Source organism: Burkholderia sp. WSM2230, assembly GCF_000472445.1.
Classification (GTDB): domain Bacteria; phylum Pseudomonadota; class Gammaproteobacteria; order Burkholderiales; family Burkholderiaceae; genus Paraburkholderia.
In genome coordinates this window covers 1-22,297 of the sequence record NZ_AXAJ01000002.1, presented here as the reverse complement: position 1 = coordinate 22,297, position 22,297 = coordinate 1, and the positions used below count along the sequence as shown (strand labels likewise).

Below are 22,297 nucleotides of genomic sequence, written 5' to 3'. Positions count from 1 at the left end.
TTTCTCTTTACGGCAGCTTCAGACAGACCGCGTCAGACAGCAATGGAAGCTTATTCTGGATGGCAAGAGCTGATTCGCCATGGCAATACAATTGCTTGATCGAAATCAATCACGCCCATGAATGCGCCGCGCCGCGGCGGCTTATGCATTGCCTGATTGATGCCCGACTGCAAGATGACCTATGGCACGTTGAATGGGTTCATTGATTCGTCTCTGACCATCATAGGTGCCGTTCAAGGCGCTTTCAACACCTCTATTCGTTTTGCATTGCAATCGGCATTCACCTGCGAATGTGATCGTTTGATGTACTTAACTGAAGAGCCGCATCAACGCTATGCGTGCATTGCTTACCCGCTCGCTCTCGCCAATCCGGCCAGGCAATAGATGAAACTCGACAGCCGGCAATGCGGGCAAACCGATGCCGGGTGGGCAGGCCACTACGCCCGCTCCAATCGACGATTCGTTCAGGCACGAAATGCCGAGCCCGGCCTTCAGCGCCAGTTGCAATCCGGCCACGCCCGAGGCGGAGTGGGATATCACATACGGCACTCTGTTTTCGTCGAGTAGCTTGACGACGAAGCGCTGCAACTGACAACTCGACGGCAACAGGACAAGTTGATATGGCGCGGCCGGTCGCGGGCTTGCGTCGGCGGCGCTGGCCCACAAGAGTTTCTCGCGCCGGACGACGGTGCCCTGGACGCCGCCGCGCGTGACCGGCGCACGCGGGTTGCGGGCGACTAGCCGCAACGAAAGGCCGATGTCGAACGAGGCGTCGTCGCCGGCCTGGCTGTCGATCACGGCGCTCGGCAACACGGTGACATGCAACTTCAGCCGCGGATGCTGCTCGGCGAACGTCTTGAGGATGCGTGCGACGTCGTGGGGGCGGTAGTAGTCCGTGACCGCGATGCGCAGTTCGCCGTCGAGCGTGCGGCCTTGCAGATCCTCGAACGCCGCTTCGTTCATCGCGATGATGCGTCGCGCGTGCTCGAGCAGTCGGCTGCCGGCGGGCGTCGCGCTCACGCCCTGCTTGCTGCGCACGAAGAGCGGCTGGCCGGCGCGCTCTTCGAGCTTTTTCAACTGCTCACTGACCGACGATTGCGACAGGAACACGCGCTCCGCCCCCGCCGAAACGCTGCCTGAGTCGGCGACGGCGACGAAGGTGCGCAGCTGGGTAAGGTCGAATCCGCGCTGGCCCATGTTTCGGTTCTCCCGATGGGTAAGATCTGATTTTCCGGCTTTTCCGATGGCTCACGTCGCCGTAGCATACCTTCGAAATCATCGCGGAGGGAATCATGGCAGACGGATTGGCGGCAAGCGGCCTCATAACTGGGGTCCGCCCGGAGAGCCACAGATGGAAGGTGCTCGGCGTGGGATTCGCGGCGAACGCGAGTTTTTCCGCGGCGTTTTCGGGCATTCCCACGACGGCTGTCTATTTGCGCTCCGGTTATCACCTGGGTAACGACGGCCTTGGGCTCGTCCTCGGCATGCTCGGTCTGGGCATCGCAGTGAGCGAACTGCCGTGGGGACTGTTGACGGACCGCTGGGGCGATCGTCGCGTGTTGCTGTTGGGGCTTCTTTCGACCGCAGCGGCGCTCGCCGGCCTCGCGGTGTTTGTCGCGCCGTCCGGCTCGCATGTGCCTCGCGTTTCGACGCTTGCGCTTGGATTGCTGCTCGTCGGCCTGCTTGGGGGCAGTGTCAACGGCTCGAGCGGTCGCGCGGTGATGGCGTGGTTTCGCGAAGGAGAGCGCGGGCTGGCAATGAGCATTCGTCAAACGGCGGTGCCCGCAGGCGGCGGACTCGGTGCGCTGCTGTTGCCGGTGCTCGCAGCGAGGTTCGGCTTCGTGAGCGTGTATGCGGTGCTGGCGCTGGCTTGCGCGATAACGGCGTCATTTGCGTGGCAATGGCTGCACGAGCCTACGCAGGCTGAAGATGGCGAGGCGCGCCTGGGCGGGGGAGGTGAGGGACATTGCGCGCAGGCGGCTTGGGGCGGCGATGCGGTGGGTGGTGCGCGGGCGGAGTGGGCCGTAGATGCGGTGAGTGGTGCGCGAGCGGAGCGTGCCGTGGATGCTTTGTGTGTTGTAGATATGGAGTGTGCAGCACGGACTGCTCGCACGCTTCGCGGGGGAAACGCCGTGCGAGCGGCCGACGCGGCTCGTGACATGCAGGGCACGAACAGCACGAACGGCACACACGCACTCATCCGCTCTCCGCTGCGCGAAATCGGCATCTGGCGCGTCGCGCTGGGAGCTGGCGCGCTGTGCGTGCCGCAGCTTGCCGTTGTGACCTTCGGAACCGTATTCTTGCATGACTTCGGTCACGCCGACGTGCTGACACTTAGCGTAGCAATGGCTGCAGTACAGGCCGGCGCCGCCATCGCGCGGGTCTGGAGCGGCAGGTGGACGGACCGGCGCGGCAATCGGCGCGCGTACATGCGCGGCTGCAGCCTGCTGACGGCGGTTCTGTTCGCCGCCCTCGCGCTCGCGACCGGCGTCGCCAGCATGCAGCACCTGACGGTCACAGGAACCACGCTGATGCTTGCGGCAATGATCGTGCTTGGCGGCGTGAGCGCGTCCGCATGGCACGGCGTCGCGTTCACCGAGCTTGCGACGCTCGCCGGCACGAAGCGCGCGGGTACTGCGCTCGCAATCGGCAATACCTGCGTTTTCCTCATGCTTTTTCTGACGCCGCTTGCAATTCCGCCGCTGCTATCGCTCGGCTCATGGCCGATGGTGTGGACGGTGGCCAGCGTGAGCGCGGCGATCGCATTGCGGATTTTCCCCCGCGCGAAACGCACTCAGCTCACGCGCGTGACCGCAAACTGAGATGCGGCTTGACGATTGTCAACCGGGCCGGTCCGGCCGGCGCGTCGCGTCTTGCGACTTTTATCTGCACGTCGTGCAAGCGAGCATCGATGGCACGCGGTTTCTCGCGGTAATCGCATCGTGCGCGGATTTTCCCGAATTATTCATTTTGAGTAATTAGGTCTTTTATCGTGGACGCGCCGCAAGCGGAACCTTGGCTAGGTTCAGAAGCGGGCAGCGCTCCGATTTTCGCTATGGACCCGGCGGTTATTTATTGCTCGCGCCGCGCGCTCACATTGAAAATATTTGGCGCCGGAACGCGCGTCGAACGTGTCAATCTGTTCTACGTCTGTAACAACGATTCCTACAACAAGCGAGAGTGGTCCGCGCGACAGTTCGAATCGTTCTCGCTTATCGCCAGCCGTTGATGCACGTGATGCGCGCATCGTCCTGATGTCGGTCACAACTAGCCCAATACTCCTGTGCGCACCGGCATCGCGTAGCGCTGCGAGCTTGTCGAGCAAGACCGAGCCGACGAACGGATTGCCGCACACGATCGACTAGCCTGCCAGCGTTGCCAGCACATCTGCGTCTCGCTTTCCCGAATGCTCGCAAGACCGCCCGACGAGTGCGAACGGCCGCTTACACTGCCTCTGTCGGGACTGCTCGCTGTAATCGTCAGAATCTTCGACGAAGGTCGCTCCATTGCGGAAATTCCCACTACTTCCGGATGCCATCGCCGCAGCGTTAGCCGGCAAAATCGCGATGTCATAGAAACACTTGGCTTTACTAACGATCATGGTTTATTCTCGTCCGTTTCCGATTTGCTGCGAGTCTTATATTTGCATCGCATATCTAAGCAATTAATCGATTGAGTGATTGAAGTGGTTTCAGATCGATCTTATGTTTAATTCCGCCGTAATGTTTGAAGATCGAGCAGGGCCAGTCGCGCGAGGCAAGGTGACGGGTAGGTCAGGATATGGAGAAGAGGCAGACGATGGGCGACACCGCTGAAATTGGCACGCCGGTCCGGGCGATCATCGCGGACGATCATCCGCTCGTGCTGTTGGCAATCGAAAATTTAATGGGCGGCTACCCGAACATGGAGGTGGTCGGCCGCGCGGGCGACACGACGGAACTGTTCGCCGAAGTCGAGCGCACCGGCTGTGACCTGGTGCTCATGGACCTCTACATGCCAGGCGGCGCGGATGGCAGTGGAATCGAGGCAGTGCGGCAGTTCAGGAGCCGTTATCCGAACGTGGCCCTCGTCGTGCTCACCATGGAAACGGAGGCCACCGCGCTGCAAAGCGTGATCTCGCTCGGCGTGCATGCGCTCGTCAGCAAGCGCGACCGCATCGATCTGATCCACGTGGCAATCGTGACGGCGCTCGCGGGCGAATGCTATCTGGGTCCGGCCGTGCGTGCGCTGATTGCGGAGGCAACCGCAATGCAGCGGCTCGACTTCGTGCGCTCCGTGTTGTCGCGGCGCGAGCTTGAAGTATTCACTCAGTACGCGTCAGGGCTCGGCGTCACGGAAATTGCGGGCCGGCTCGGGCGCAGCGTGAAGACGATCAGCGCTCAGAAATGCACCGCCATGCGCAAACTCGCGCTTCATAGCGACGCCGAATTGTTCCGTTTCGCTGTCGAGCACGGCGTGGTGTCCGAGGCGCGTGTCGAAGGCCGTTAGCGAACGGGCAAGTCGAAGATAGAGGTCGCGCGCAGGCCGCGTGACGAACATAAAATGCATTGGCGTTGTCCGGGGAAAGTACTTCTGTACTGGGCAGCCCAGTCGATAAGACAACAAAACAATGGCAAACAAAATCCGCGTTATCCTGGCGGACGACCACGACTGCGTCCGTGTCGGCGTGACGAGGCTGTTGCGCGCCACGCCTGATATCGAAGTTGTCGGGGAGGCCAGCGACACGCCAGGTCTCGCCAAACTGCTTGATAGCTGCAATTGCGATGTGATCGTCACCGACATCGGCATGCCGGGACTCGACGGCGGCGCCAACTCGGTTTCGTTTCTGCGCCGCGTGTTGCGAGGGCGCGCGCATCCGCCTGTCGTCGTGCTCACTATGATCGGCCGTTCGCACATGCTCTCGGGTCTGTTGCATCTGGGCGTCAGCGCCATAGTCGACAAACGCGACACCACAACACATCTGATCGACGCTGTCCGGGCAGCAATGGCGGCAGACGTCTATCTGTCAGAGCACGTGCGCATGGCAATGAAAATCACGGAGGCACCGCCGCAACTGCGCGACGGCATTCTGAGCGCGCGAGAGTGGGAAATTTTCCAGCTTTACGCGCAAGGTCTGGCGGTACACGAAATTGCTGATCGCCTGCAGCGCAGCAGCAAAACCGTCAGCACTCAGAAGCGTACCGCCATGCGCAAGCTAGGCCTCGACACGGACTCCGATCTTATCGACTACGCGCGGCAGATCGGTCTGATCTAGCGGCGATCGTGGCACCCCCCGCCTTATACCGACATCTTGCGGTCCCAAAATTAGGAGTCTTCTGATTGGTCGACGCGCCTTGTCACTCCATAGTTGCGAATTAGCTTGGGCTTTTGCTGAGGTTGGCCTGCTGGAAGCAGTTCGTTCCTGAGGCCGGCCCGCTCAAAGCCGGGGATCTGAGGCGGGTGTCTGCGGAATCACGCAGCGCCGTCTGCTTCGTATAGCGACAGGAGGGCGGCATGGCCGTGCTAGGTAAGCGGTTGTTGGTAGAAGGCGTGGGTACCGCATGGCTTGTGTTTATCGGCTGCGGCAGCATCGTATTGAACACCGGCGCCGTTCAGCAGGGATACGGCGTACTCGAGGTCTCGCTTGCTTTCGGTCTTGCGTTCGCGACGGCCAGCTACTGGTTCGGCGAAACGTCGGGCGCGCATTTCAACCCGGCCGTCACGGTCGGTTTCACTGCCGCGCAACGGTTTCCCGTCAAAGATCTTCTGCCCTACATCGCCGCGCAGATTCTCGGCGCCGTCGCAGCCGCGGCTTTGCTTGTCTATGTGGCGAACGGTCGCCCAGGATTTGCCTTGGGCGCAAGCGAATTCGCTGCTAACGGTTTTGGCGACCATTCTCCTTCGGACTACAAACTTCACTCGGCGCTCGTAATCGAATTCGTGCTGTCCTTCGCGTTCGTCATGGTGAGTCTCGTCGTGGCTTCGCGCTACAAGGCAGAGCCGGGTGGACCGATGGTCGTAGGCGGATGCCTGGCACTTATTTATCTGGTGTCGATTCCGGTTACCAACGGCTCGGTCAATCCCGCACGCTCCACGGCGCAGGCGCTTTTTGTCGGCGATTGGGCGCTCGACCAATTGTGGCTCTTCTGGGCTGCGCCCATGTCCGGCGGGGTCGTCGCGGGTTTTCTGTTCTCGTTCCTCGATGGCAGATCGGATCAGTCCGCCGCTGCGCTTGCCGACGGGCAAAGCGAAGCCGCCTGAGGCGCACCGTGCCGTTGAGTCCCGTCTTCATGCGCTTCGAAATGGCTGCGATAGCACGCGTGCTGCGGCGCGTGTCCATGTGTCTCGTCGGGCTAAGTTTATTCGCGGCGGCGCAGTTCGCAGCTGCCGCACAGCCGTTCGGCGACTCTGCCTCGAGGCAGACAGCGGAACGTTTTCCCGAGAAAATCACTGTCGGCGTACTCGCGGACAACTGGCTGCCGTTCGACGCGCTGCAGGACGGTCGGCTCAGCGGAATGAGCGTCGACTATTTGCGCGCGCTCGTCGGGCCGGGCGTCGTGATCGAGGCAAAGGCGTTTCCGGACATGCCGCAACTGCTCGCCGCCGCGTGCGCCGGAAAATTCGATCTTCTGATGAGCGTTGCCCGCACACCGGAGCGCGAACGCTGCATCAGTTTCACGGCGCCGTATTTTCGCGCGTCGACCTCGGCGGTGGTCCGCAGAGACGGCGAACTCTACGAAGGCGCGGCGCGCATTGCGGCAGCATCCATCGCCATCGAGAAGGGCTTTGCGCTCGAGCGCTCGTTGCGCGAGCGCTTTCCGCGTGCCCAGATCAGTGTGTTCACGTCCACGCACGCGGCACTCGCCGCCGTGGTCCACGGCGAGGCGGACGTCTACATGGGTTTCACGCCGGCCGTCCAATATGCGCTCGCGACTGAAGAGTTCCGCAATTTGCGCGTCGCATTCGAGGAAAGCACCCGAAGCGCGGAACTGCGTTTCGGTGTGCCGCGCAGTCGGGTTGCGCTGCGCGACAGCCTCGATCGCGCGCTGGCATCCATGACTCAGGCCGACGAGACGGCAATCCGCGTTCACTGGCTTTCCGGTAATTTCGGCGCAAAGCCGGAGCCCGTCACATCGCGTCTGGAGTTGACGGAGCAGGAACAGGCCTGGCTGCGTTCGCTGCCGCCGTTGCAGGTCGGCTTCGACAGCAGCTGGGCGCCTTTCAGCTACATCGACACTTCCGGGCGCCCTGCCGGCATTACCGCCGACTACCTGGCTTACCTGAGCCGCACGCTTGGCGTGGTGTTCAATCGTGCGCGTCAGCCTGACTGGCCGAGCACGATCGACGCATTCCAACAAGGCCAGCTTGCGATTCTCACCACGGGCTCGAGCAATGATCCGCGCCTCGCGAAGGCGCAGCATACCCGTGCGTACGAAAGCTATCCACTGGTGATGGTCGGCCGTGACGACGAGCCCGCCGCACGTTCGCTCAGCGATTTCGCTGCACGTCGCGTCGTGGTGTCCTCGCATGTTGCCGGCATCAATCCGCTCGCGTTCCAGCGCATCCCGGCGGACCACGTGGCCGTCGCTCCAAGTCTCGACGAGGCGCTGCGCATGGTGGCTTCCGGCGAAGCAGATGTGGTGGTAGAAAACGTAGCCGCAGTGGACGTCGTGCTCAAGCGGCAATACGCGGGCGTGCTCAAGATTCTCGGCACCGTCGGCGAATCGGACGCGCTCGACTTTGCCGTGCGCGCCGATCTGGCTCCGCTCGCCGGTCTGATCGACCGTGCGCTACTGGCCATGCCGCCGGCCGAGAAACAGCGCATCCGGCGAACCTGGGTGACCGGCAATGCGGTGGGAACGGGTACATGGAGTGTTTCCGCCGTGCGCCTCTTGCCCGTGCTGATCGGTATCGGCGTTGCGTTGCTTGTCACGTTGCGCGCGTATCTGCTTTTGCAGCGCGAAGTCAGGCGCCGCAAGAAGACCGAGCGCGAGCTGGCGCTGCAACTGAACTTCCAGGAAACCATGATGAAGATGGTTCCCTATCCGCTCGTCGCGCAGGATCTGCAGGGCCGCTATATCGCGGTCAACGGAGCCTATGAGCAAGCGTGCGGGCAAAGCCGCGAGGCAGTGCTCGGACGCACCACGATGGAAGTGCAGACGTGGGGCGAGGCGAACATCCAGGTGCTCGACAAGATGCGGCGCGACTTGCTGCAAGGCGGCGACATGGCGCAGGTCGAGCTTCAGTTCGAGCGCAGCCCGGGCGATTTGCGGCACGGCCTGTTCTGGACGAGCATCTGCCGCGGCAATGACGGTCAGCCGGTCTGCTCGCTCGGCACCATGGTCGACATTACCGACATCCGGCGCGCCGAGATGCGCGCGCGCGACACTGAACGGCGGCTGTTCGACGTCACGCGTTCGTTGCCGGCCGTGGTGTTCCAACTGCGCCGCACGCCGGAGGGCGCCTATTCATTCCCCTACATCGGCGGTGCGCCGAGACTTCTGCTTGGCCAGGGCCAGGCGAGATCCGCCTGTCGCGATCACGCGGATTTCGGGCGCATTTGTGCCGAAGACCGCTCGTACGTGATCGCCGAACTCGAGCGCTCCGCGCGTCTCGAGACGCCGGTGCTCATCGAGTTTCGCCTGGGCGCCGAGCAGGAGTTCAAGTGGACTCGTGCGGAACTGGTGCCGCGCCGCGAGGCGGACGGAAGCGTCGTGTGGAGCGGCTATTGGGTGGACGCGAGCATCGAACATGCGCGTGCGGAGGAACTCGCTCGTGCGCGCGACGTCGCAGAGGCCGCTTCGCGTGCCAAAGACGACTTCTTTGCAATGATGAGCCACGAAATCCGCACGCCGATGAACGGCGTGCTCGGACTCGTCGAAGTGCTGGAGCGCACGCCGCTCAATGCGGACCAGGGCGAAATGCTCGGCATGATTCACGAGTCGGCGGGCGCGCTCCTGCAAATCCTCGACGACTTGCTCGATTACTCGAAGATCGATGCGGGGCGGTTGACGATAGAAGCGGAGCCTATCGACCTGCGCGAACTGGTGGACAACGCGGTGGGCTTGCTCGCCGGGCGCGCGCACGAGAAGGGCCTGAAAGTCCGGGTGGACATTGCGTCTGACGTAGCCGCCACTCTACGGGGCGACAGCGTGCGGTTGCGGCAGGTGCTCTTCAACCTGCTCGGCAACGCGATCAAGTTCACGCCCGAAGGCCAGGTGGACGTGAGCGTAGCGGTCGTCGAGCAGACGGAGGAGCAACAGACAATCGAAATGATCGTCGAAGACACCGGTATCGGCATCGCGGCTGACGTCCAGGCAAAACTGTTCGAGCCGTTCGTGCAGGCGGAGTCGTCCACCACGCGCCGCTTCGGCGGTACCGGCCTCGGTTTGACCATTTGCCGCAAGCTGATCGAACTGATGAACGGTTCGCTGGCGCTGGACAGCGAACCGGGCCGCGGGACCCGCATGACGGTGCGGCTCAGCCTTCGGGTCGAGACGCCGGGCTATTCGGTGAGCGGTTTGCGCGACAAGCGCTGTCTCGTCGCAACCAACGACGCGCGAGTCGGCCAGGCGCTGGTCCACTTCGGACAAGCGCTGGGACTTGATCTGCGCCGTGTTCCCGCCGACGCTGCGGAATTGCGTTGCAGCGCCGCGATGAGCAACGTGGATTTGCTCTTCGTGAGCGAGGACGTAACTTTATCGGCGAACATCAAACGCAAGCTGCGCGTGATATCGCTGACGGAAAAAGTGAAGCCGACCGGCTATCGCGTTATCGAAGACAACGTGCGCCTCAGCGTCAATCCAATATCGTGGCGTGGCCTCGGCGCGGCGTGCGCCGCGGCCATGACGGGACTTCAGTCGGCGCCGGCGCCTTCGGCTGGTGCGGGCCGCGCGTCTGAAGGCATCACCGCGCCGCCGGACCGCGAGCGGGCCATGGCCAGCGGCCGTCTGATTCTGGTCGCTGAAGATCATCCGGTGAATCAGGAGCTGATTCGCCATCAACTGGCGCTACTTGGTTTCGCGTGCGACGTCGCGAACGACGGCGCCGAAGCGCTGGCCGCGCTTGAGCACACCAGTTATGGATGCCTGATCACCGACTGCCACATGCCGAACCTGTCTGGCTATGAATTGACGCGCCGCGTCCGCGAGAGAGAGCGCGAGCAGGGCGGTTCGTATCGTCTGCCGATTCTCGGGATCACCGCGAACACTGCGCCAGAAGACCTGCGCCAGTGCCGCGAAGCAGGCATGGACGAGAGCCTCGTCAAGCCGACCCGGCTCGCCACACTGCGTGAGTACCTGAACCGCTGTTTCGGCACTGACAGCGGCTGGCAGTCAGCGCCGGCCGACACTGTCGACGTCGCGGAAACTGCCGGATCGACGTCAGCGGCCGCAGAGCCGTTCGTCCCGGTCGATCTTGGTCATATGACGCAATTGTGGGGGAGCGAATCGACGGTCAAGGCTTTGCTCGATTCGTTTGTTTCTTCCGTACGCGAAGACATTCAGTCGCTTGCGCCGTTGCTCGAGAATGTGGACATGGTCCGCGTGCGCGAATGGCTTCATCGAGTGGCTGGAGCGGCGAGCGTGCTGCAATACCCGCCTCTCATCAGCGCGCTCGACGAGTATCGCCGCGCGATCCTGAGTACGCCAGAGCGCGCGCGCCGCGACGGACTTGCGCTCATCGACAAATGCAATGCAATGCTCGACGGCATCGAGCAGCAAGCCGCGTTGCTTGCCTGAGCGCTTACTGTTTGCGGGCGGTCCCATTTGCCGGACAGCGTTGCCTATCGCCACACCCGAAACACGCGGCGAAAAAGCGCAGCCGAAAAAAAAACGCGGCCGAAGCCGCGTTAAAGATTTGGAGACATCCCTCGATGAAGGAGTCACTTCTCGCGAGGCCAAAGCATACCCGGGATCGCGCCGATGATTCATTACAAAATCCGCAAATAACTGTTCAAAAAAATCGCAAAAAGCGCACAGGCCGCGCGTTGAGCGCGCATCGAGTGTGCATTGAGGGCGCATCGCGCACACTGAGCCGCGCATCATTCGCCCGCAGACCGGCGCAATTTCCGTCACCGACGTCCGCCCACGATTTGCACTAGTATGTGATGGCTTCGCGGCCGGCCGACGTGTCGGCGCCGAGGCGCAACTAGTCGGAGAAGACCATGATTACGCTAAAAAAACTGAATCTGGCTGTGGCTTTGTGGGCGGCAATGGCGGGTGTTGCGTATGCTGACACGGTGGCGTTGAAGGCAGACCTCGAACCTTCCAGCGAAGTGCCGCCTCGTGTGAGTCACGGGCATGGCGCGCTTAACGCAACGTTCGACACGTCGGCGAAATCCCTGCAATGGACGGTGAGCTACGAAGGGCTGAGCGGTCCGGTCACTGCCGCGCATTTCCACGGGCCCGCGCCGGTTGGCCAGAACGCGAAAGTGCAGGTTCCAATTGACAAGAACGCACTCGCGAGTCCGATGAAAGGCTCGGCCACTCTCAATGAGCAGCAGGTGACCGACCTGATGGCGGGTCAGTGGTACTTCAATATTCACACCGCGCAAAATCCGATGGGTGAAATTCGCGGGCAGGTCTTGCCGGCGAACTAGCGCGCGAAACGAATCGCGGCCGCAGCTGCAGCCGCCACCGCCACCGCCACCGCAGCTGGAACCGGAACCGGAACCGGAACCGGAACCGGAACCGGAACCGGAACCGGAACCGCGGCCGCAGCCGCAGCCGCCACCGCCACCGCAGCCTCGCGCAACTCCGCGGCCGCGGCCTTTCAAAAAGAATAGAGGCCGCCATCCATTGGCGCACTGGCCAACGCAAGTACCATCAGGGGACGTTTCCGAAGGAGCATGTCCCGATGAGCTGGCAAAGCGCACTCGCGTGCTGGTATTTGCGTAGGCAGTTTCGCCCTCAAACCCTGAAGCCGCATGTCGATGTGAACCGGGCGCGCGCATTGACGGCGAAGCGCGCCTGGTTGCCCGAGGTACCGCGCGGCTGGCGTCTGCGAGAACTGGATGGCGCCGACGGCAAACCGCTGCGTGGCGAGTGGATCGAGCGCCCGGACGGCGAACGGGCGAGCGGCGCGTCGGCCATGGTGTTGTACTGCCATGGCGGCGGCTACTATTTCTGTTCGCCGCGCACGCATCGCTCGATTGCGTTCGGCCTCGCGACGCGCGCGAACGCGCCGGTCTTTTCGCTCGACTACCGCCTCGCGCCCGAGCACCGCTTCCCGGCCGCGCTAGACGACGCAACCGCCGCGTATCGTCAGTTGATCGCTGACGGCGTGGCGCCGGAGTCCATCGTGATTGCCGGCGATTCGGCCGGCGGCGGCCTTGCGCTCGCGACGCTGGTCGCGCTGCGCGACGCGGGCGACCCGCTGCCGGCGGGCGGGCTGCTGTTCTCGCCGTGGACGGATCTCGCGGCAACCGGAGCCAGCATCGTCGATAACGATGGCGTCGATCCCATGTTCAGCGGCCCGGCAATCGCAAGAGCCGCAAAGGTCTATCTCGGCGACATGCGAGCCACGCATCCGTACGCTTCACCGCTCTACGCGGACTTGCGCGGCTTGCCGCCGCTTTTCATGATGGCGGGCAGCACCGAGGTTTTGCTCGACGATTCGCGGCGCGTTGCCGCCAACGCGTGCGCGGCGGGCGTCGATTGCGAACTGGAGGTGTGGAACAAGATGCCGCACGTCTGGCCGATCTTCGCGCCGTTCATTCCCGAGGCGAACCGCGCGCTCGAGCGCGCGGCCGCCTTCATCAGGCGCGCGACGAGTCGCGCCTCGCATGCCGCTCAGGCGTCGAGCGTGACGTCGATAGTCTGATACGCGGCCTTCACCGTTTGCTCGCCGTACTGCCGCTCGAGCCGCCGCACGGTGAAGTGGCCGTGCGCGACCTGCTGGAAGTGGTCGATGAACACCGTATTCACCATCGCGCCGAGCACTGCGCCAATCGCGGGAATGGACTTCGCAGCGATCTGTTCGCTGACCTGCACCGAGAAGCGCGCGGCGATCGCACTAACGAGGCGCAGCAAGGCGGCGGAGCCGTGCGTGGTGAATCCCTTCGTCGCGATTTCTGACGACGCTTTCGATACCGCCTGCGCCAGCGCGCCGCGCATGATGAAGTAGCCGAAGTCGGCGTCGTCGTCCGCGGCGGACGTGCCGCCCATGCCCAGCACCGTCAGACATTGCAGCTGCGTGTCGATCGACCTCAGGTCCTCGCCCTCGCTGCGCGCAATGTCGCAGATCGAGCGGAACATGAGCGTTGTCGTGACCGGCAACTCGACGGGCAGTGCAATGAGGCCGAATGCGCCGCCGGCCGCGCCGGTGGTCGCGACTGCAAACTTGTGCAGCAGGTTGCTCGGCTTCTCGGGCGCGAGCCCCGCCGCGGCGCCGTCGCGCCGCCCGAGCGTGCGCAGCGCGATCGACAGACACTTGCGCAGCGCCAATTCGGTCGCGTCGGTCACCTTCTCGTTCGCGAACGCGGGCATGCGCGCAATCAGCTTCTCTAACGGCGCGCCGACGATGCTCGCCAGTTTCATCGCCAGCGCGGGGCTTTCCAGCTCGTGTTTCGCGCGACGCAGCGCGCTGAGATCTTCTTCCGACAACGATTGTGCTGCGAGCGAACTCGGCTCCATGTGCCTCCCTGGCGTCCTTCGATGTGCTTTCCCCGGTCGATACGGCCATGGCCCGGCCACTCGACGCCCTGCTTAGAGCGCCCATGCATGATATGATTCCCGAATCGTTTGACGCGTCAACTGTTGCTATATCAAAAATGGCTGTCCATACCGCCGCCCATCATTCGAGTGGGCAAGTCTTGCCGTTCCGGGAATCGCTGCTCGCGATGCTCGGCATCTCCTTCGTCACCATGCTGGTCGCGCTCGACCAGACGGTGGTTGGCACCGCGCTGCCCACCATCGTCGCCGAGCTGAAGGGCTTCGAGTTGTACGCGTGGGTCGCCACGTCGTACCTGCTGACCTCGGTGATCACCGTGCCAATCTTCGGGCGCCTCGGCGACTACTACGGACGCAAGCCGTTCGTGATCGCGTCTATTGTGGTGTTCACGGGCGCGTCCGTGCTGTGCGGCGTCGCCGATAACATGCTGTTTCTGGTGCTCGCGCGCGGCCTGCAAGGCATTGGCGGCGGCATGCTGGTCGGCACCGCGTTTGCCTGCATTCCAGACCTTTTCCCGGATTCCGTCGTGCGTCTGCGCTGGCAGGTGCTGATGAGTTCGGCGTTCGGCATTGCCAACGCGGTCGGGCCGTCGCTGGGCGGTTTTCTGACCCAGTACTACGGCTGGCGCTCCGTCTTCTACGTCAATCTGCCGGTCGGCATGCTGTCGCTGTTTTTCGTCTGGCGGTTTCTGCCGCATCTGCGGCATGTCGAGCATGAAGGCAAGATGCGGCTAGACTGGCCCGGCGCCGCGCTGATCGCGGTGGCGCTCGGCTCGCTGCAGTTGTTCGTCGAATTGCTGCCCAAGCATGGGCTGACATTCGGCGCATGCGCGTTGCTCGTGCTGAGCGTCGCTTCGGCATATGCGCTGTGGCAGTGGGAAAAGCGTTGCCCGACAGCAATCCTTCCCGTGGACATGTTCCGCAACCGGAGTCTCGCCGCGCTTTTCACATTGGCGGTGCTCGGCGGCTTCACGATGTTCTCGCTGCTGTTTTATGCGCCGCTGCTGTTCCAGGGCGGGTTTGGCATGTCGCCCAAGGAAGCGGGCGTGGTCATCACGCCGCTCGTCGTGTTCATTACGATCGGCAGTATCGCGAACGGCCGCGTGGTGTCGCGTGTGCGCAATCCGAATCTGATGCTGTATGTCGGCTTCGCGCTTCTCGCGCTTGCGTGCGTCGGCGTGGTGATCGCCACGCGTTCCATGCCGCATTGGCTGCTCATGTCGTTCATGGTGGTGGGCGGGCTTGGCCTCGGTTTCGTCATGCCGAATCTCACCATCTTCGCGCAGCAGACGGCCGGCCGCGAGCATCTCGGCATTGCAACGGCGCTGCTCCAGTCGCTGCGGATGATCGGCGGCATGATCGGCACCGCGCTCACCGGAACGCTCGTCAGCCATATGTACGCGAGCGGCGTGCGCAGCGCGCTGGAAAACGAGCGCGCCTCGCAATGGTTCGGCGATCTCAGCGATCCGCAGATCCTTATCAACCACGAAGCACAAGCAAGCCTGCTCGGCGAACTGGCACAGGCCGGCCATAATGGCGCGATGCTTCTGGAGACCGCGCGCGAGACGCTCGTCGCGGCGATCCACTTTGGTCTTGCGATGGCGGCCGTTATCGCTGTCGTGTCGGTATGGCAAAGCCGCCGTGTTCCGCCGATCAAGCTCCAGCGCAAGCTCGAGCCGGTGATTCATGCGGACTGATTTTCGTTTTTCAGCGTTATAGAACCATCATGGAAGAACAGGACCGCGTCGCCGTCATGCAGCAATTCGGCCGCACGTACCGGGCGTTCATGTCGGCGTTCGAGGCCCAGGTGGGTCATCCGTTGCCGCGCTGGCGCATCATGCTCGCGCTGCATGAGCAGGCCGGCGAGTCGTCGCAGAAGCGGCTCGTCGAACAATTGCGCGTGGACCCCGGCGCCTTGACGCGCCAGTTGAAAGCGCTCGAAGCATTGGGCTGGATTGCGCGCAGCATGGACTCGCGCGATAACCGCGTGACCAATGTGCGCCTGACCGAAGCGGGCTTGTCCGCGACCGAAGCAAGCCTGCCGCGCCGCAACGCCTTTCTGCGCGACACGGTGGCCGCGCTGCCTGACGACGCGCTGAGCGCGTTGTCAGGAGCGTTGAAAATGCTGGAGACAAGAATCGGCGAAGTTGCGTCGACGGCGAACGCCGGGGAAACGCCCGTTGAGGCTGCGGCTGAAGGCTCACGCGCGGAGCGCTGAACGCCCGCGCGCCCGCGGCTCGTCGACAATCAGAAGAAGGTTTCGATAACCTCGGTCACCCGATAAGCCGGATCCAGCACCAGCACCTGACGCCACTTGTCGAATGTGAGACACGGGTGCGAGATGTCGAACGCGATCATGTCGCCCACCTTCAGATCGGCGCCCGCGGGAATCCGCATATACGCGTGCTGATCCATCAAGCCGAAGATTTCCCAGCCTTCGCTCGGGGCGATGTCGCGCGGCGCCTGATGGCTTTCTCCTTCCTGGCCCGGCCGATAATGGCGCGCCGGCTCCGGCAAGCCCGCGTCGAATGCAGAGTCGCGCTTGCCGAGGCCGATGATCGCGCGATCCGGCTCCGGAATGGACTGCACATAGGCCCACAATTGCAGCGCGGGCAAGAGCCCTTCGCCCATTTTCCTCGCGACAGGATTGCGCGCGAAGATATCCGTCTGCGCCTTGCGATAAATGCCGACGTCATGCGTCAGGTAGCAGCCGGGGCGCAACACGACCTCGACCTTGCCGGTCTCCGACGCCTTCACGAATTCCTCCGCGACCACGTCATACCATGCCGAACCTGCGCCGGAGAGGATCGCCGGTGTGCGGTCGAAGCGTCCTTCGTCGATGAGCGCGCGCGTAACCGCAACCGCGCTTTGCAGGAACTCGCGCACCTCGTGCTCTTCTTTCAGCACGCCTTCATACAATTCGACGCCCGCGAGCTTCAGCACGCCGGGATAGCGGCCAATCGCTTCGAGCACTGCATTGCGTTGCGCTTCGTCGCGTACGCCGGTGCGCCCGCCAGGCACGCCCAGTTCGAGCAGCACCTGCAACGGCTTCTTCACCGACGTGAAAAAACGTCCCAATTGCTCGACGCCTTCCACTGAATCGACGAGACAGAAGAACTCGAAATCCGGATCGCTGAGCAACTCGGCGACCATCATCATGTTGCGGCGGCCCACCAGCTGATTGGCCATCAACACACGCGAGACGCCGCCGTGATAAGCCGCGCGCACCTGGTGCGCGGTGGCGAGCGTAATGCCCCACGCACCGGTTTCCAGCTGACGGCGGAACAGTTGCGGCGCCATCGTCGTCTTGCCGTGGGGCGCGAGCTTGACTCCGTATTCGGCGACGAATGCCTGCATCCATTTCAGGTTGTGTTCCACGCGATCCGCATAGAGCACGGCGGCGGGCAGACTGACGTCTTCGTTTAACAGATTCCATTCCAGACGCGCCGCGTCGGTGAGCTGAATGCTCGTGCCCGGAACCATGCCCAAGCCCTTGCTATAAGGATCAATCGTTGCGCCCTGATAGTTTGTAACTTTCATGTCTCCTGCTCCATCGTCCGGTTAAATTGCAGCGAAGTTGACTTTACCATGTTACCGAAAGTACGATGGGCGCAGAAATGTTATTTAGTACCATGATTTTGCCAGGAGCCCCGCCGGGCACGAGCAGCATGAACTCCACCGCCGAACCGCTGACTTTCGACATCGTCGCGCGCATTGCAGAGTGTGCGCCGGAGCTGCGCTCGGCCGAACGCAAGGTGGCCGCGCTGATTCTGGACGATCTGACGGGCGCGTCGCGCGCCAGCATCGGCGCGCTGGCGGAGCAGGCGCAGGTAAGCGTCGCGACGGTCACGCGCTTTGCGAAGGCGGTGGGCTGCCGCGACGTCCGCGAATTGAAGCTGCGGCTCGCGCAGGCCGCGGCGGTCGGGCAGCGGTTCTTGCAGACGGGCGCGCCCGGCGACGCGCCCGAGCACATCGCGACGCGCGTATTCGACGAATTGCAGACAGCGCTTGCGCACAATCATCAACTGCTGCGCCAGGCGCCGCTAGCCGAAGCGGCTGCCGCACTGCGCGGCGCGCGCATGATCTACGTGTTCGGCATGGGCGGCGGTTCGACCGCGCTCGCCGACGAAATGCGTTTCCGTCTTGTGCGCCTGGGCCGGCCCGTGGCCACGTACCAGGACGGCTTGTTGCAGCGCATGGTCGCGAGCACTGTATCGCGCGACACGGTGCTGATCGCGTTGTCCACCACGGGCCGCGTGCCAGAGATGGTGGAGAACTGCAAGATCGCGCGCAGCTACGGCGCGACGGTGATCGCGCTGACCGCGCCCGCGTCGCCGCTCGCGAGACTCGCCAACTGGGTGATCCCGATTGTCGCCTTTGAGACAGACTTTATTTACAAGCCTTCGTCGTCGCGCTACGCGATGATGTTGGCGCTCGATGTGCTCGTCACCGAACTTGCCGTCAGTCAGGGTGACGAGAGCCGCGAATTGCTGCGCCGCATGAAGCACGCGCTCGACACGCACCGTGGCGGCGGCGATCGACAACCGTTGGGTGACTGATAGGAGACTGATCCATGCACTCGCATCCCGAAGCCGCCGACACTTTGATCGTCGGCGCGCAACTGTATGACGGCACGGGCGCGCCGCCTGTCGAGCGCGATGTGGCGATCCGCGACGGGCGCATCGTCGCCATCGGCAATCTGTCGAACTGGCTCGCCGAGGACGTGATCGAGGCCGAGGGCCGGGCGCTCGCGCCGGGCTTCATCGACGTTCACACACACGACGACACGCATGTGATCCGCTCGCCGCAAATGCTGCCGAAAATCACGCAAGGCGTCACGACGGTGATTGTGGGCAACTGCGGCATTAGCGCGTCGCCGGTTGCGCTGAAGGGCGATCCGCCCGATCCGATGAATCTGCTCGGCGAGCGCGACGCGTTTCAATACCCGACTTTCGCGGATTACGTGAAGGCCGTGAACGCCGCCCGTCCGGCGGTGAACGTGGGCGCGCTGATCGGGCACACTGCCTTGCGCAACAATCAGATGGACCGCCTCGACCGTGCGGCCACGCCGCAGGAAATAGAAGGCATGCGCGCGCAGCTTGAAGAGGCGCTCGCGAACGGTGCGCTCGGCCTGAGTTCGGGACTCGCCTACGGTTCGGCCTTCGCCGCGCCCACCGAAGAAGTGATGGCGCTTGCCGAACCGCTCGCCGCCGCGGGCGCGCTTTACACCACGCACATGCGCACCGAATTCGACGCAATTCTCGACGCAATGGACGAAGCGTATCGCGTGGGCCGTCACGCGCGCGTGCCGGTCATCATCTCGCACCTCAAATGCGCGGGGCCGTCGAACTGGGGGCGCAGCGTCGAAGTGCTGGACTCGCTCGAAGGCGCGCGGCGCATGCAGCCCATTGGTTGCGACTGCTATCCGTACAACCGCAGTTCGTCGACGCTCGATCTGAAGCAGGTCACGGGCGACATCGACATCACGATCACGTGGTCCGAGCCGCATCCGGAAATGGCCGGCAAGCTCGTCAAGGACATTGCCGCCGAATGGGGCGTCACGCAGCAGGAAGCGGGCAAGCGCCTGCAGCCGGCGGGCGCGGTGTATCACAACATGTCCGAAGACGACGTGCGGCGCATCCTGTCGCATCCCGCGACCATGGTCGGCTCGGACGGCTTGCCGAACGATCCGCTGCCGCATCCGCGTTTGTGGGGCGCGTTTCCGCGCGTGCTCGGCCACTATGCACGCGACGCCGGCTTGCTGCCGCTCGAGGAAGCCGTGCGCAAGATGACGAGCCTGTCCGCGCGACGCTTTGGCCTCGTGCAACGCGGGGAGGTGCATATCGGCTATCACGCCGACCTCGTGCTGTTTGATCCGGCGAAAGTGCGCGACGCCGCGACGTTCGAGCAACCGCAACAGGCGGCCGACGGCATCGACGCCGTGTGGGTGAACGGCGTGCTGTCATACCGCAACGGCGAAGTGACGGGCGAGCGCGCCGGACATTTCGTGGCGCGCGGCGCGGCGTCGAAAGGCGACGCGCACGGCGCATTCTGATTAACCGGGCTAACCGGCCTGGCGATCTGTCTATCAAGGCACGCGCGGCTCGATGTCCGCGCGCGCCTCAACTTTGAGGAGTGTAACGATGAAGCGATATGGCGTTGAAGGCGGAAAGGGAACGGGCGGTCAGCACATGCCGTTTGCGCGTGCGGTGGAAGCCGACGGCTGGCTTTTCGTGTCGGGGCAGACGCCGATGGAAAACGGCGAGGTGATCAACGGCGGCATCGTCGAACAATCGCACAAGGCCATCCAGAACGTGTTCGCGATCCTGAAGGAAGCCGGCTACGGCGCGGAGCACGTGGTCCGCTGCGGCGTATGGCTCGACGATCCGCGTGACTTCGCGTCGTTCAACAAGGTGTTCCGCGAATACTTCGGCGACAATCCGCCGGCGCGCGCGTGCGTCGTTTCGTCGATGGTGATCGACTGCAAGGTCGAAGTGGATTGCGTCGCCTACAAGAAGCCGGCGGCCTGAGATGCTTGAGCGTTCGCCGCGGGACGTAGGCAAATGTCCGCGGCGATAACCTGAATGCCTGCTGGTGCCTGGGGACTTATTGCCGCGCGAGCCGCATGTTGTCAGGCATCGGCAGATTGTAGTTGGTGCGGAACGGGTTGATGTCGAGCCCGCCGCGCCGCGTGTAGCGCGCATACACCGCAAGCTTGACCGGACGGCACGCCTTCTGCACGTCGATAAAAATCTTTTCGACGCATTGCTCGTGGAAACCGGTGTGGTTGCGGTACGAGATGATGTAGCGCAAGAGGCCCGCGTGATCGATCTGCGGCCCGACGTAGTGAATCTGCACGCTGCCCCAATCCGGCTGGCCCGTAACCGGGCAGTTCGATTTCAGCAGGTTCGAGAACACCGTTTCTTCGACCGGCGCTTCGTCGAGCGCGGCTTTCAGCAGCGACGCGTCGGGCGTGTAGATATCCGTGTCCAGATCCAGCCGGTCGAGCGGCGTGCCTTCGAATTCTTCCATCTGCAACTTGCCGAAGTCGTGTGGCGCGGTCAGATAAACAGAGACCGTCGAGCCGCACGACGCAGACACGTCGCGCTTGATCGTGTCGCGCACAGCTTCGATCGACTCAAACGCGGTCTGCGCAAATGAGCCCAGATAAAGCTTGAACGACTTCGACTCGACGATGTTCGGCGAGTCCGCCGGCACAAAGAACGTGGCGACCGCGATCTGCGGTTTGCCGCGCTGATTGAGCCACGACAATTCATACGCGTTCCAGATGTCTGTGCCGAAGAACGGCAACTGCGCGCCGATGCCGATCGCGTCGCGCGCGTTGCTGCGCGCAATCGGAAAGAGCAGCGAAGCGTCGTACTGTTCGGTGTAAGTAGAGGCCTTACCCAGCGGAGATTGTTCGGGTGTCATGATGCATTCACGATGCCACTGAGCACATGCCCTGTCGCCGTCACGACGCGGGCCGATTCGCAGTGGCCAATTTGGTCGTCGAAGAAAAAGTCCGGCTCGAACTCGCGCAGGAATGCGCTTTTGTCCAAGCCGCCCAGAAACATCGCTTCGTCGATTTCAATGTTCCAGGCCATCAGGGTTCGGATCGCGCGCTCGTGCGCCGGAGCCGAACGCGCCGTCACCAATGCCGTACGAATATGCATCGGCGCGGCTTGATCCGCGAGTTTTTGCAGCCGATGAAGCGCTTCGAGCAAAGGCTTGAGCGGCCCGTCGGCGAGCGGCAGATCCTTGTTGTGCATCTCGTGGCCGACGAAGGCCCGCAAGCCGTCTTTCTGGAACACGCGCTCCGCTTCGTCGGAAAAGAGCACGGCGTCGCCGTCGAAAGCAATGCGGATTTCGTCCGGGTACTTGCTCGCCATTTTCGCCGATTCCGGCAACACGCGTGCGGCGGGAAAACCGGCGGCGAGCGCGTCGCGCACGTCGTCCTGATTCGCGGACAGAAAGAGCGACGCGTTCAACGGCTTCAGATAGGCGAACGGTGCACGTCCGCGCGTGAAGACGCCGCGCTCGATCGCGAGTCCGTGTTCGCGGCACGAATGAAACGCGCGCAGCCCGCTGATTGGATCACTGCGCGACAGGATCACCACTTCCACGCGATGTCCGCCGGCATTCAAGGCCAGCAGCTTGCGGATCAGCGGGAAGGCGACGCCGGGTTTGGCGGGTACGTTCAGTCGCGCACGCTGCAAAGCTTCGTATGCCTGAAGATCGCCTTCCTCGTAGACGCGGTTCTCTTCCTCGAAATCGAAGAGCGCGCGCGACGAGATCGCCACCACCAGTTTGTCGACAAGCGAAAGAGCCATCTGCAGGTTTCGGGTTTTCGTTGCAGTAGTTGCAGTAGTTGCAGTAGTTGCAGTAGTTGCAGTAGTTGCAGTCGTTCAGCCAAGAAACAACCGATAAACCGGATTCTGCGTCTCTTCCCAATACGGATAGCCGAGCGTCGCGAGGAAGCGGTCGAACTCCGCGTTGTCGGTTTCCGGCACCTGGATGCCGACGAGAATCGAGCTGTAGTCCGCGCCCTGGTTCCGGTAATGGAAGAGACTGATGTTCCAGTCCGGCGCCATCGACGAAAGGAACTTCATCAGCGCGCCCGGCCGCTCGGGAAACTCGAAGCGGAAGAG

Annotated in this window: 18 protein-coding genes and 1 pseudogene; 13 read left to right on the top strand and 6 right to left on the bottom strand. The window is 63.1% G+C overall.

The features are described from left to right. Positions 1 to 309: 309 nt before the first annotated feature. Positions 310 to 1,197, bottom strand: a complete 888-nt coding sequence (locus tag A3AC_RS0105545) for a LysR family transcriptional regulator (RefSeq protein WP_025597807.1) — start codon at positions 1,195 to 1,197, stop codon at positions 310 to 312. Between the two features lie 95 nt (positions 1,198 to 1,292). On the opposite strand from A3AC_RS0105545, the gene A3AC_RS29055 reads away from it, so the two are divergent. The 8 genes from A3AC_RS29055 to A3AC_RS0105495 all read left to right on the top strand — a co-directional run bounded on the left by A3AC_RS29055 (position 1,293) and on the right by A3AC_RS0105495 (position 12,801). Then, positions 1,293 to 2,822, top strand: a complete 1,530-nt coding sequence (locus tag A3AC_RS29055) for an MFS transporter (protein WP_035474826.1) — start codon at positions 1,293 to 1,295, stop codon at positions 2,820 to 2,822. Between the two features lie 170 nt (positions 2,823 to 2,992). After that, a complete protein-coding gene (locus A3AC_RS30330; RefSeq protein ID WP_156924576.1) occupies positions 2,993 to 3,229 on the top strand; it encodes a hypothetical protein in 237 nt (78 codons plus the stop codon). A gap of 569 nt (positions 3,230 to 3,798) precedes the next feature. After that, entirely contained in the window at positions 3,799 to 4,488 is a 690-nt protein-coding gene (locus A3AC_RS0105525) for a response regulator transcription factor (RefSeq protein WP_025597806.1), read from the top strand. Positions 4,489 to 4,609: 121 nt separating this feature from the next. After that, complete coding sequence (locus tag A3AC_RS0105520) at positions 4,610 to 5,254, top strand: response regulator transcription factor (protein WP_025597805.1); 645 nt, start codon at positions 4,610 to 4,612, stop codon at positions 5,252 to 5,254. 239 nt (positions 5,255 to 5,493) lie between these two features. Beyond that, a complete protein-coding gene (gene aqpZ / locus A3AC_RS0105515) occupies positions 5,494 to 6,240 on the top strand; it encodes an aquaporin Z (protein ID WP_025597804.1) in 747 nt (248 codons plus the stop codon). Between the two features lie 29 nt (positions 6,241 to 6,269). Further along, complete coding sequence (locus tag A3AC_RS0105510) at positions 6,270 to 10,718, top strand: ATP-binding protein (RefSeq protein ID WP_084515391.1); 4,449 nt, start codon at positions 6,270 to 6,272, stop codon at positions 10,716 to 10,718. A 425-nt stretch (positions 10,719 to 11,143) separates the two neighbouring features. Then, entirely contained in the window at positions 11,144 to 11,578 is a 435-nt protein-coding gene (locus A3AC_RS0105505; protein WP_025597802.1) for a CHRD domain-containing protein, read from the top strand. A 257-nt stretch (positions 11,579 to 11,835) separates the two neighbouring features. Then, positions 11,836 to 12,801, top strand: a complete 966-nt coding sequence (locus A3AC_RS0105495; protein ID WP_025597801.1) for an alpha/beta hydrolase — start codon at positions 11,836 to 11,838, stop codon at positions 12,799 to 12,801. Here the strand turns inward: A3AC_RS0105495 and A3AC_RS0105490 are convergent. Continuing rightward, positions 12,771 to 13,613 (bottom strand): EcsC family protein, encoded by an 843-nt coding sequence (locus A3AC_RS0105490; protein WP_025597800.1) that lies wholly within the window; start codon positions 13,611 to 13,613, stop codon positions 12,771 to 12,773. The genes A3AC_RS0105495 and A3AC_RS0105490 overlap by 31 nt on opposite strands. A gap of 137 nt (positions 13,614 to 13,750) precedes the next feature. On the opposite strand from A3AC_RS0105490, the gene A3AC_RS0105485 reads away from it, so the two are divergent. Both A3AC_RS0105485 and A3AC_RS0105480 read left to right on the top strand, forming a co-directional pair. Beyond that, positions 13,751 to 15,346 (top strand): MDR family MFS transporter, encoded by a 1,596-nt coding sequence (locus A3AC_RS0105485; RefSeq protein WP_025597799.1) that lies wholly within the window; start codon positions 13,751 to 13,753, stop codon positions 15,344 to 15,346. Positions 15,347 to 15,375: 29 nt separating this feature from the next. Then, on the top strand, positions 15,376 to 15,867 hold the full coding sequence (locus tag A3AC_RS0105480; protein ID WP_025597798.1) for a MarR family winged helix-turn-helix transcriptional regulator: 492 nt from the start codon (positions 15,376 to 15,378) through the stop codon (positions 15,865 to 15,867). Between the two features lie 29 nt (positions 15,868 to 15,896). On the opposite strand, the gene A3AC_RS0105475 is transcribed toward A3AC_RS0105480, so the two are convergent. Next, complete coding sequence (locus A3AC_RS0105475; protein WP_025597797.1) at positions 15,897 to 17,189, bottom strand: amino acid deaminase; 1,293 nt, start codon at positions 17,187 to 17,189, stop codon at positions 15,897 to 15,899. Positions 17,190 to 17,317: 128 nt separating this feature from the next. Between A3AC_RS0105475 and A3AC_RS0105470 the strand changes: the two genes are divergently transcribed. The 3 genes from A3AC_RS0105470 to A3AC_RS0105460 all read left to right on the top strand — a co-directional run bounded on the left by A3AC_RS0105470 (position 17,318) and on the right by A3AC_RS0105460 (position 20,179). Continuing rightward, the gene (locus A3AC_RS0105470) at positions 17,318 to 18,208 is read left to right on the top strand and encodes a MurR/RpiR family transcriptional regulator (RefSeq protein WP_025597796.1); all 891 of its coding nucleotides are present in this window, start codon (positions 17,318 to 17,320) and stop codon (positions 18,206 to 18,208) included. Positions 18,209 to 18,222: 14 nt separating this feature from the next. Continuing rightward, positions 18,223 to 19,704, top strand: a complete 1,482-nt coding sequence (locus tag A3AC_RS0105465; protein WP_025597795.1) for an N-acyl-D-amino-acid deacylase family protein — start codon at positions 18,223 to 18,225, stop codon at positions 19,702 to 19,704. Between the two features lie 88 nt (positions 19,705 to 19,792). Further along, positions 19,793 to 20,179 carry a RidA family protein gene (locus A3AC_RS0105460; protein WP_013337998.1) on the top strand — a complete coding sequence of 129 codons (387 nt, stop codon included), beginning with the start codon at positions 19,793 to 19,795 and terminating at the stop codon, positions 20,177 to 20,179. A 76-nt stretch (positions 20,180 to 20,255) separates the two neighbouring features. Here A3AC_RS0105460 and queF read toward each other — a convergent pair whose 3' ends face one another. The 3 genes and pseudogenes from queF to A3AC_RS29050 form a co-directional block, all read right to left on the bottom strand. Beyond that, the gene (gene queF / locus A3AC_RS0105455; protein WP_025597794.1) at positions 20,256 to 21,080 is read right to left on the bottom strand and encodes an NADPH-dependent 7-cyano-7-deazaguanine reductase QueF; all 825 of its coding nucleotides are present in this window, start codon (positions 21,078 to 21,080) and stop codon (positions 20,256 to 20,258) included. Beyond that, complete coding sequence (locus A3AC_RS0105450; protein WP_025597793.1) at positions 21,077 to 21,979, bottom strand: 5'-nucleotidase; 903 nt, start codon at positions 21,977 to 21,979, stop codon at positions 21,077 to 21,079. Before A3AC_RS0105450 ends, queF begins: the two co-directional genes overlap by 4 nt. A gap of 75 nt (positions 21,980 to 22,054) precedes the next feature. Beyond that, positions 22,055 to 22,297: pseudogene (locus A3AC_RS29050) on the bottom strand (threonine ammonia-lyase, biosynthetic); the annotation flags it as partial.

Coding starts and splice junctions, on each gene's coding strand:
- A3AC_RS0105460 (WP_013337998.1), top strand. CDS start 19,793: ATGAAGCGATATGGCGTTGAAGGCGGAAAGGGAACGGGCGGTCAGCAC.
- A3AC_RS0105545 (WP_025597807.1), bottom strand. CDS start 1,197: ATGGGCCAGCGCGGATTCGACCTTACCCAGCTGCGCACCTTCGTCGCC.
- aqpZ (WP_025597804.1), top strand. CDS start 5,494: ATGGCCGTGCTAGGTAAGCGGTTGTTGGTAGAAGGCGTGGGTACCGCA.
- queF (WP_025597794.1), bottom strand. CDS start 21,080: ATGACACCCGAACAATCTCCGCTGGGTAAGGCCTCTACTTACACCGAA.
- A3AC_RS0105470 (WP_025597796.1), top strand. CDS start 17,318: ATGAACTCCACCGCCGAACCGCTGACTTTCGACATCGTCGCGCGCATT.
- A3AC_RS0105480 (WP_025597798.1), top strand. CDS start 15,376: ATGGAAGAACAGGACCGCGTCGCCGTCATGCAGCAATTCGGCCGCACG.
- A3AC_RS0105495 (WP_025597801.1), top strand. CDS start 11,836: ATGAGCTGGCAAAGCGCACTCGCGTGCTGGTATTTGCGTAGGCAGTTT.
- A3AC_RS0105525 (WP_025597806.1), top strand. CDS start 3,799: ATGGGCGACACCGCTGAAATTGGCACGCCGGTCCGGGCGATCATCGCG.
- A3AC_RS0105510 (WP_084515391.1), top strand. CDS start 6,270: ATGCGCTTCGAAATGGCTGCGATAGCACGCGTGCTGCGGCGCGTGTCC.
- A3AC_RS0105520 (WP_025597805.1), top strand. CDS start 4,610: ATGGCAAACAAAATCCGCGTTATCCTGGCGGACGACCACGACTGCGTC.
- A3AC_RS0105490 (WP_025597800.1), bottom strand. CDS start 13,613: ATGGAGCCGAGTTCGCTCGCAGCACAATCGTTGTCGGAAGAAGATCTC.
- A3AC_RS29055 (WP_035474826.1), top strand. CDS start 1,293: ATGGCAGACGGATTGGCGGCAAGCGGCCTCATAACTGGGGTCCGCCCG.
- A3AC_RS0105450 (WP_025597793.1), bottom strand. CDS start 21,979: ATGGCTCTTTCGCTTGTCGACAAACTGGTGGTGGCGATCTCGTCGCGC.
- A3AC_RS0105485 (WP_025597799.1), top strand. CDS start 13,751: ATGGCTGTCCATACCGCCGCCCATCATTCGAGTGGGCAAGTCTTGCCG.
- A3AC_RS0105505 (WP_025597802.1), top strand. CDS start 11,144: ATGATTACGCTAAAAAAACTGAATCTGGCTGTGGCTTTGTGGGCGGCA.
- A3AC_RS0105475 (WP_025597797.1), bottom strand. CDS start 17,189: ATGAAAGTTACAAACTATCAGGGCGCAACGATTGATCCTTATAGCAAG.
- A3AC_RS0105465 (WP_025597795.1), top strand. CDS start 18,223: ATGCACTCGCATCCCGAAGCCGCCGACACTTTGATCGTCGGCGCGCAA.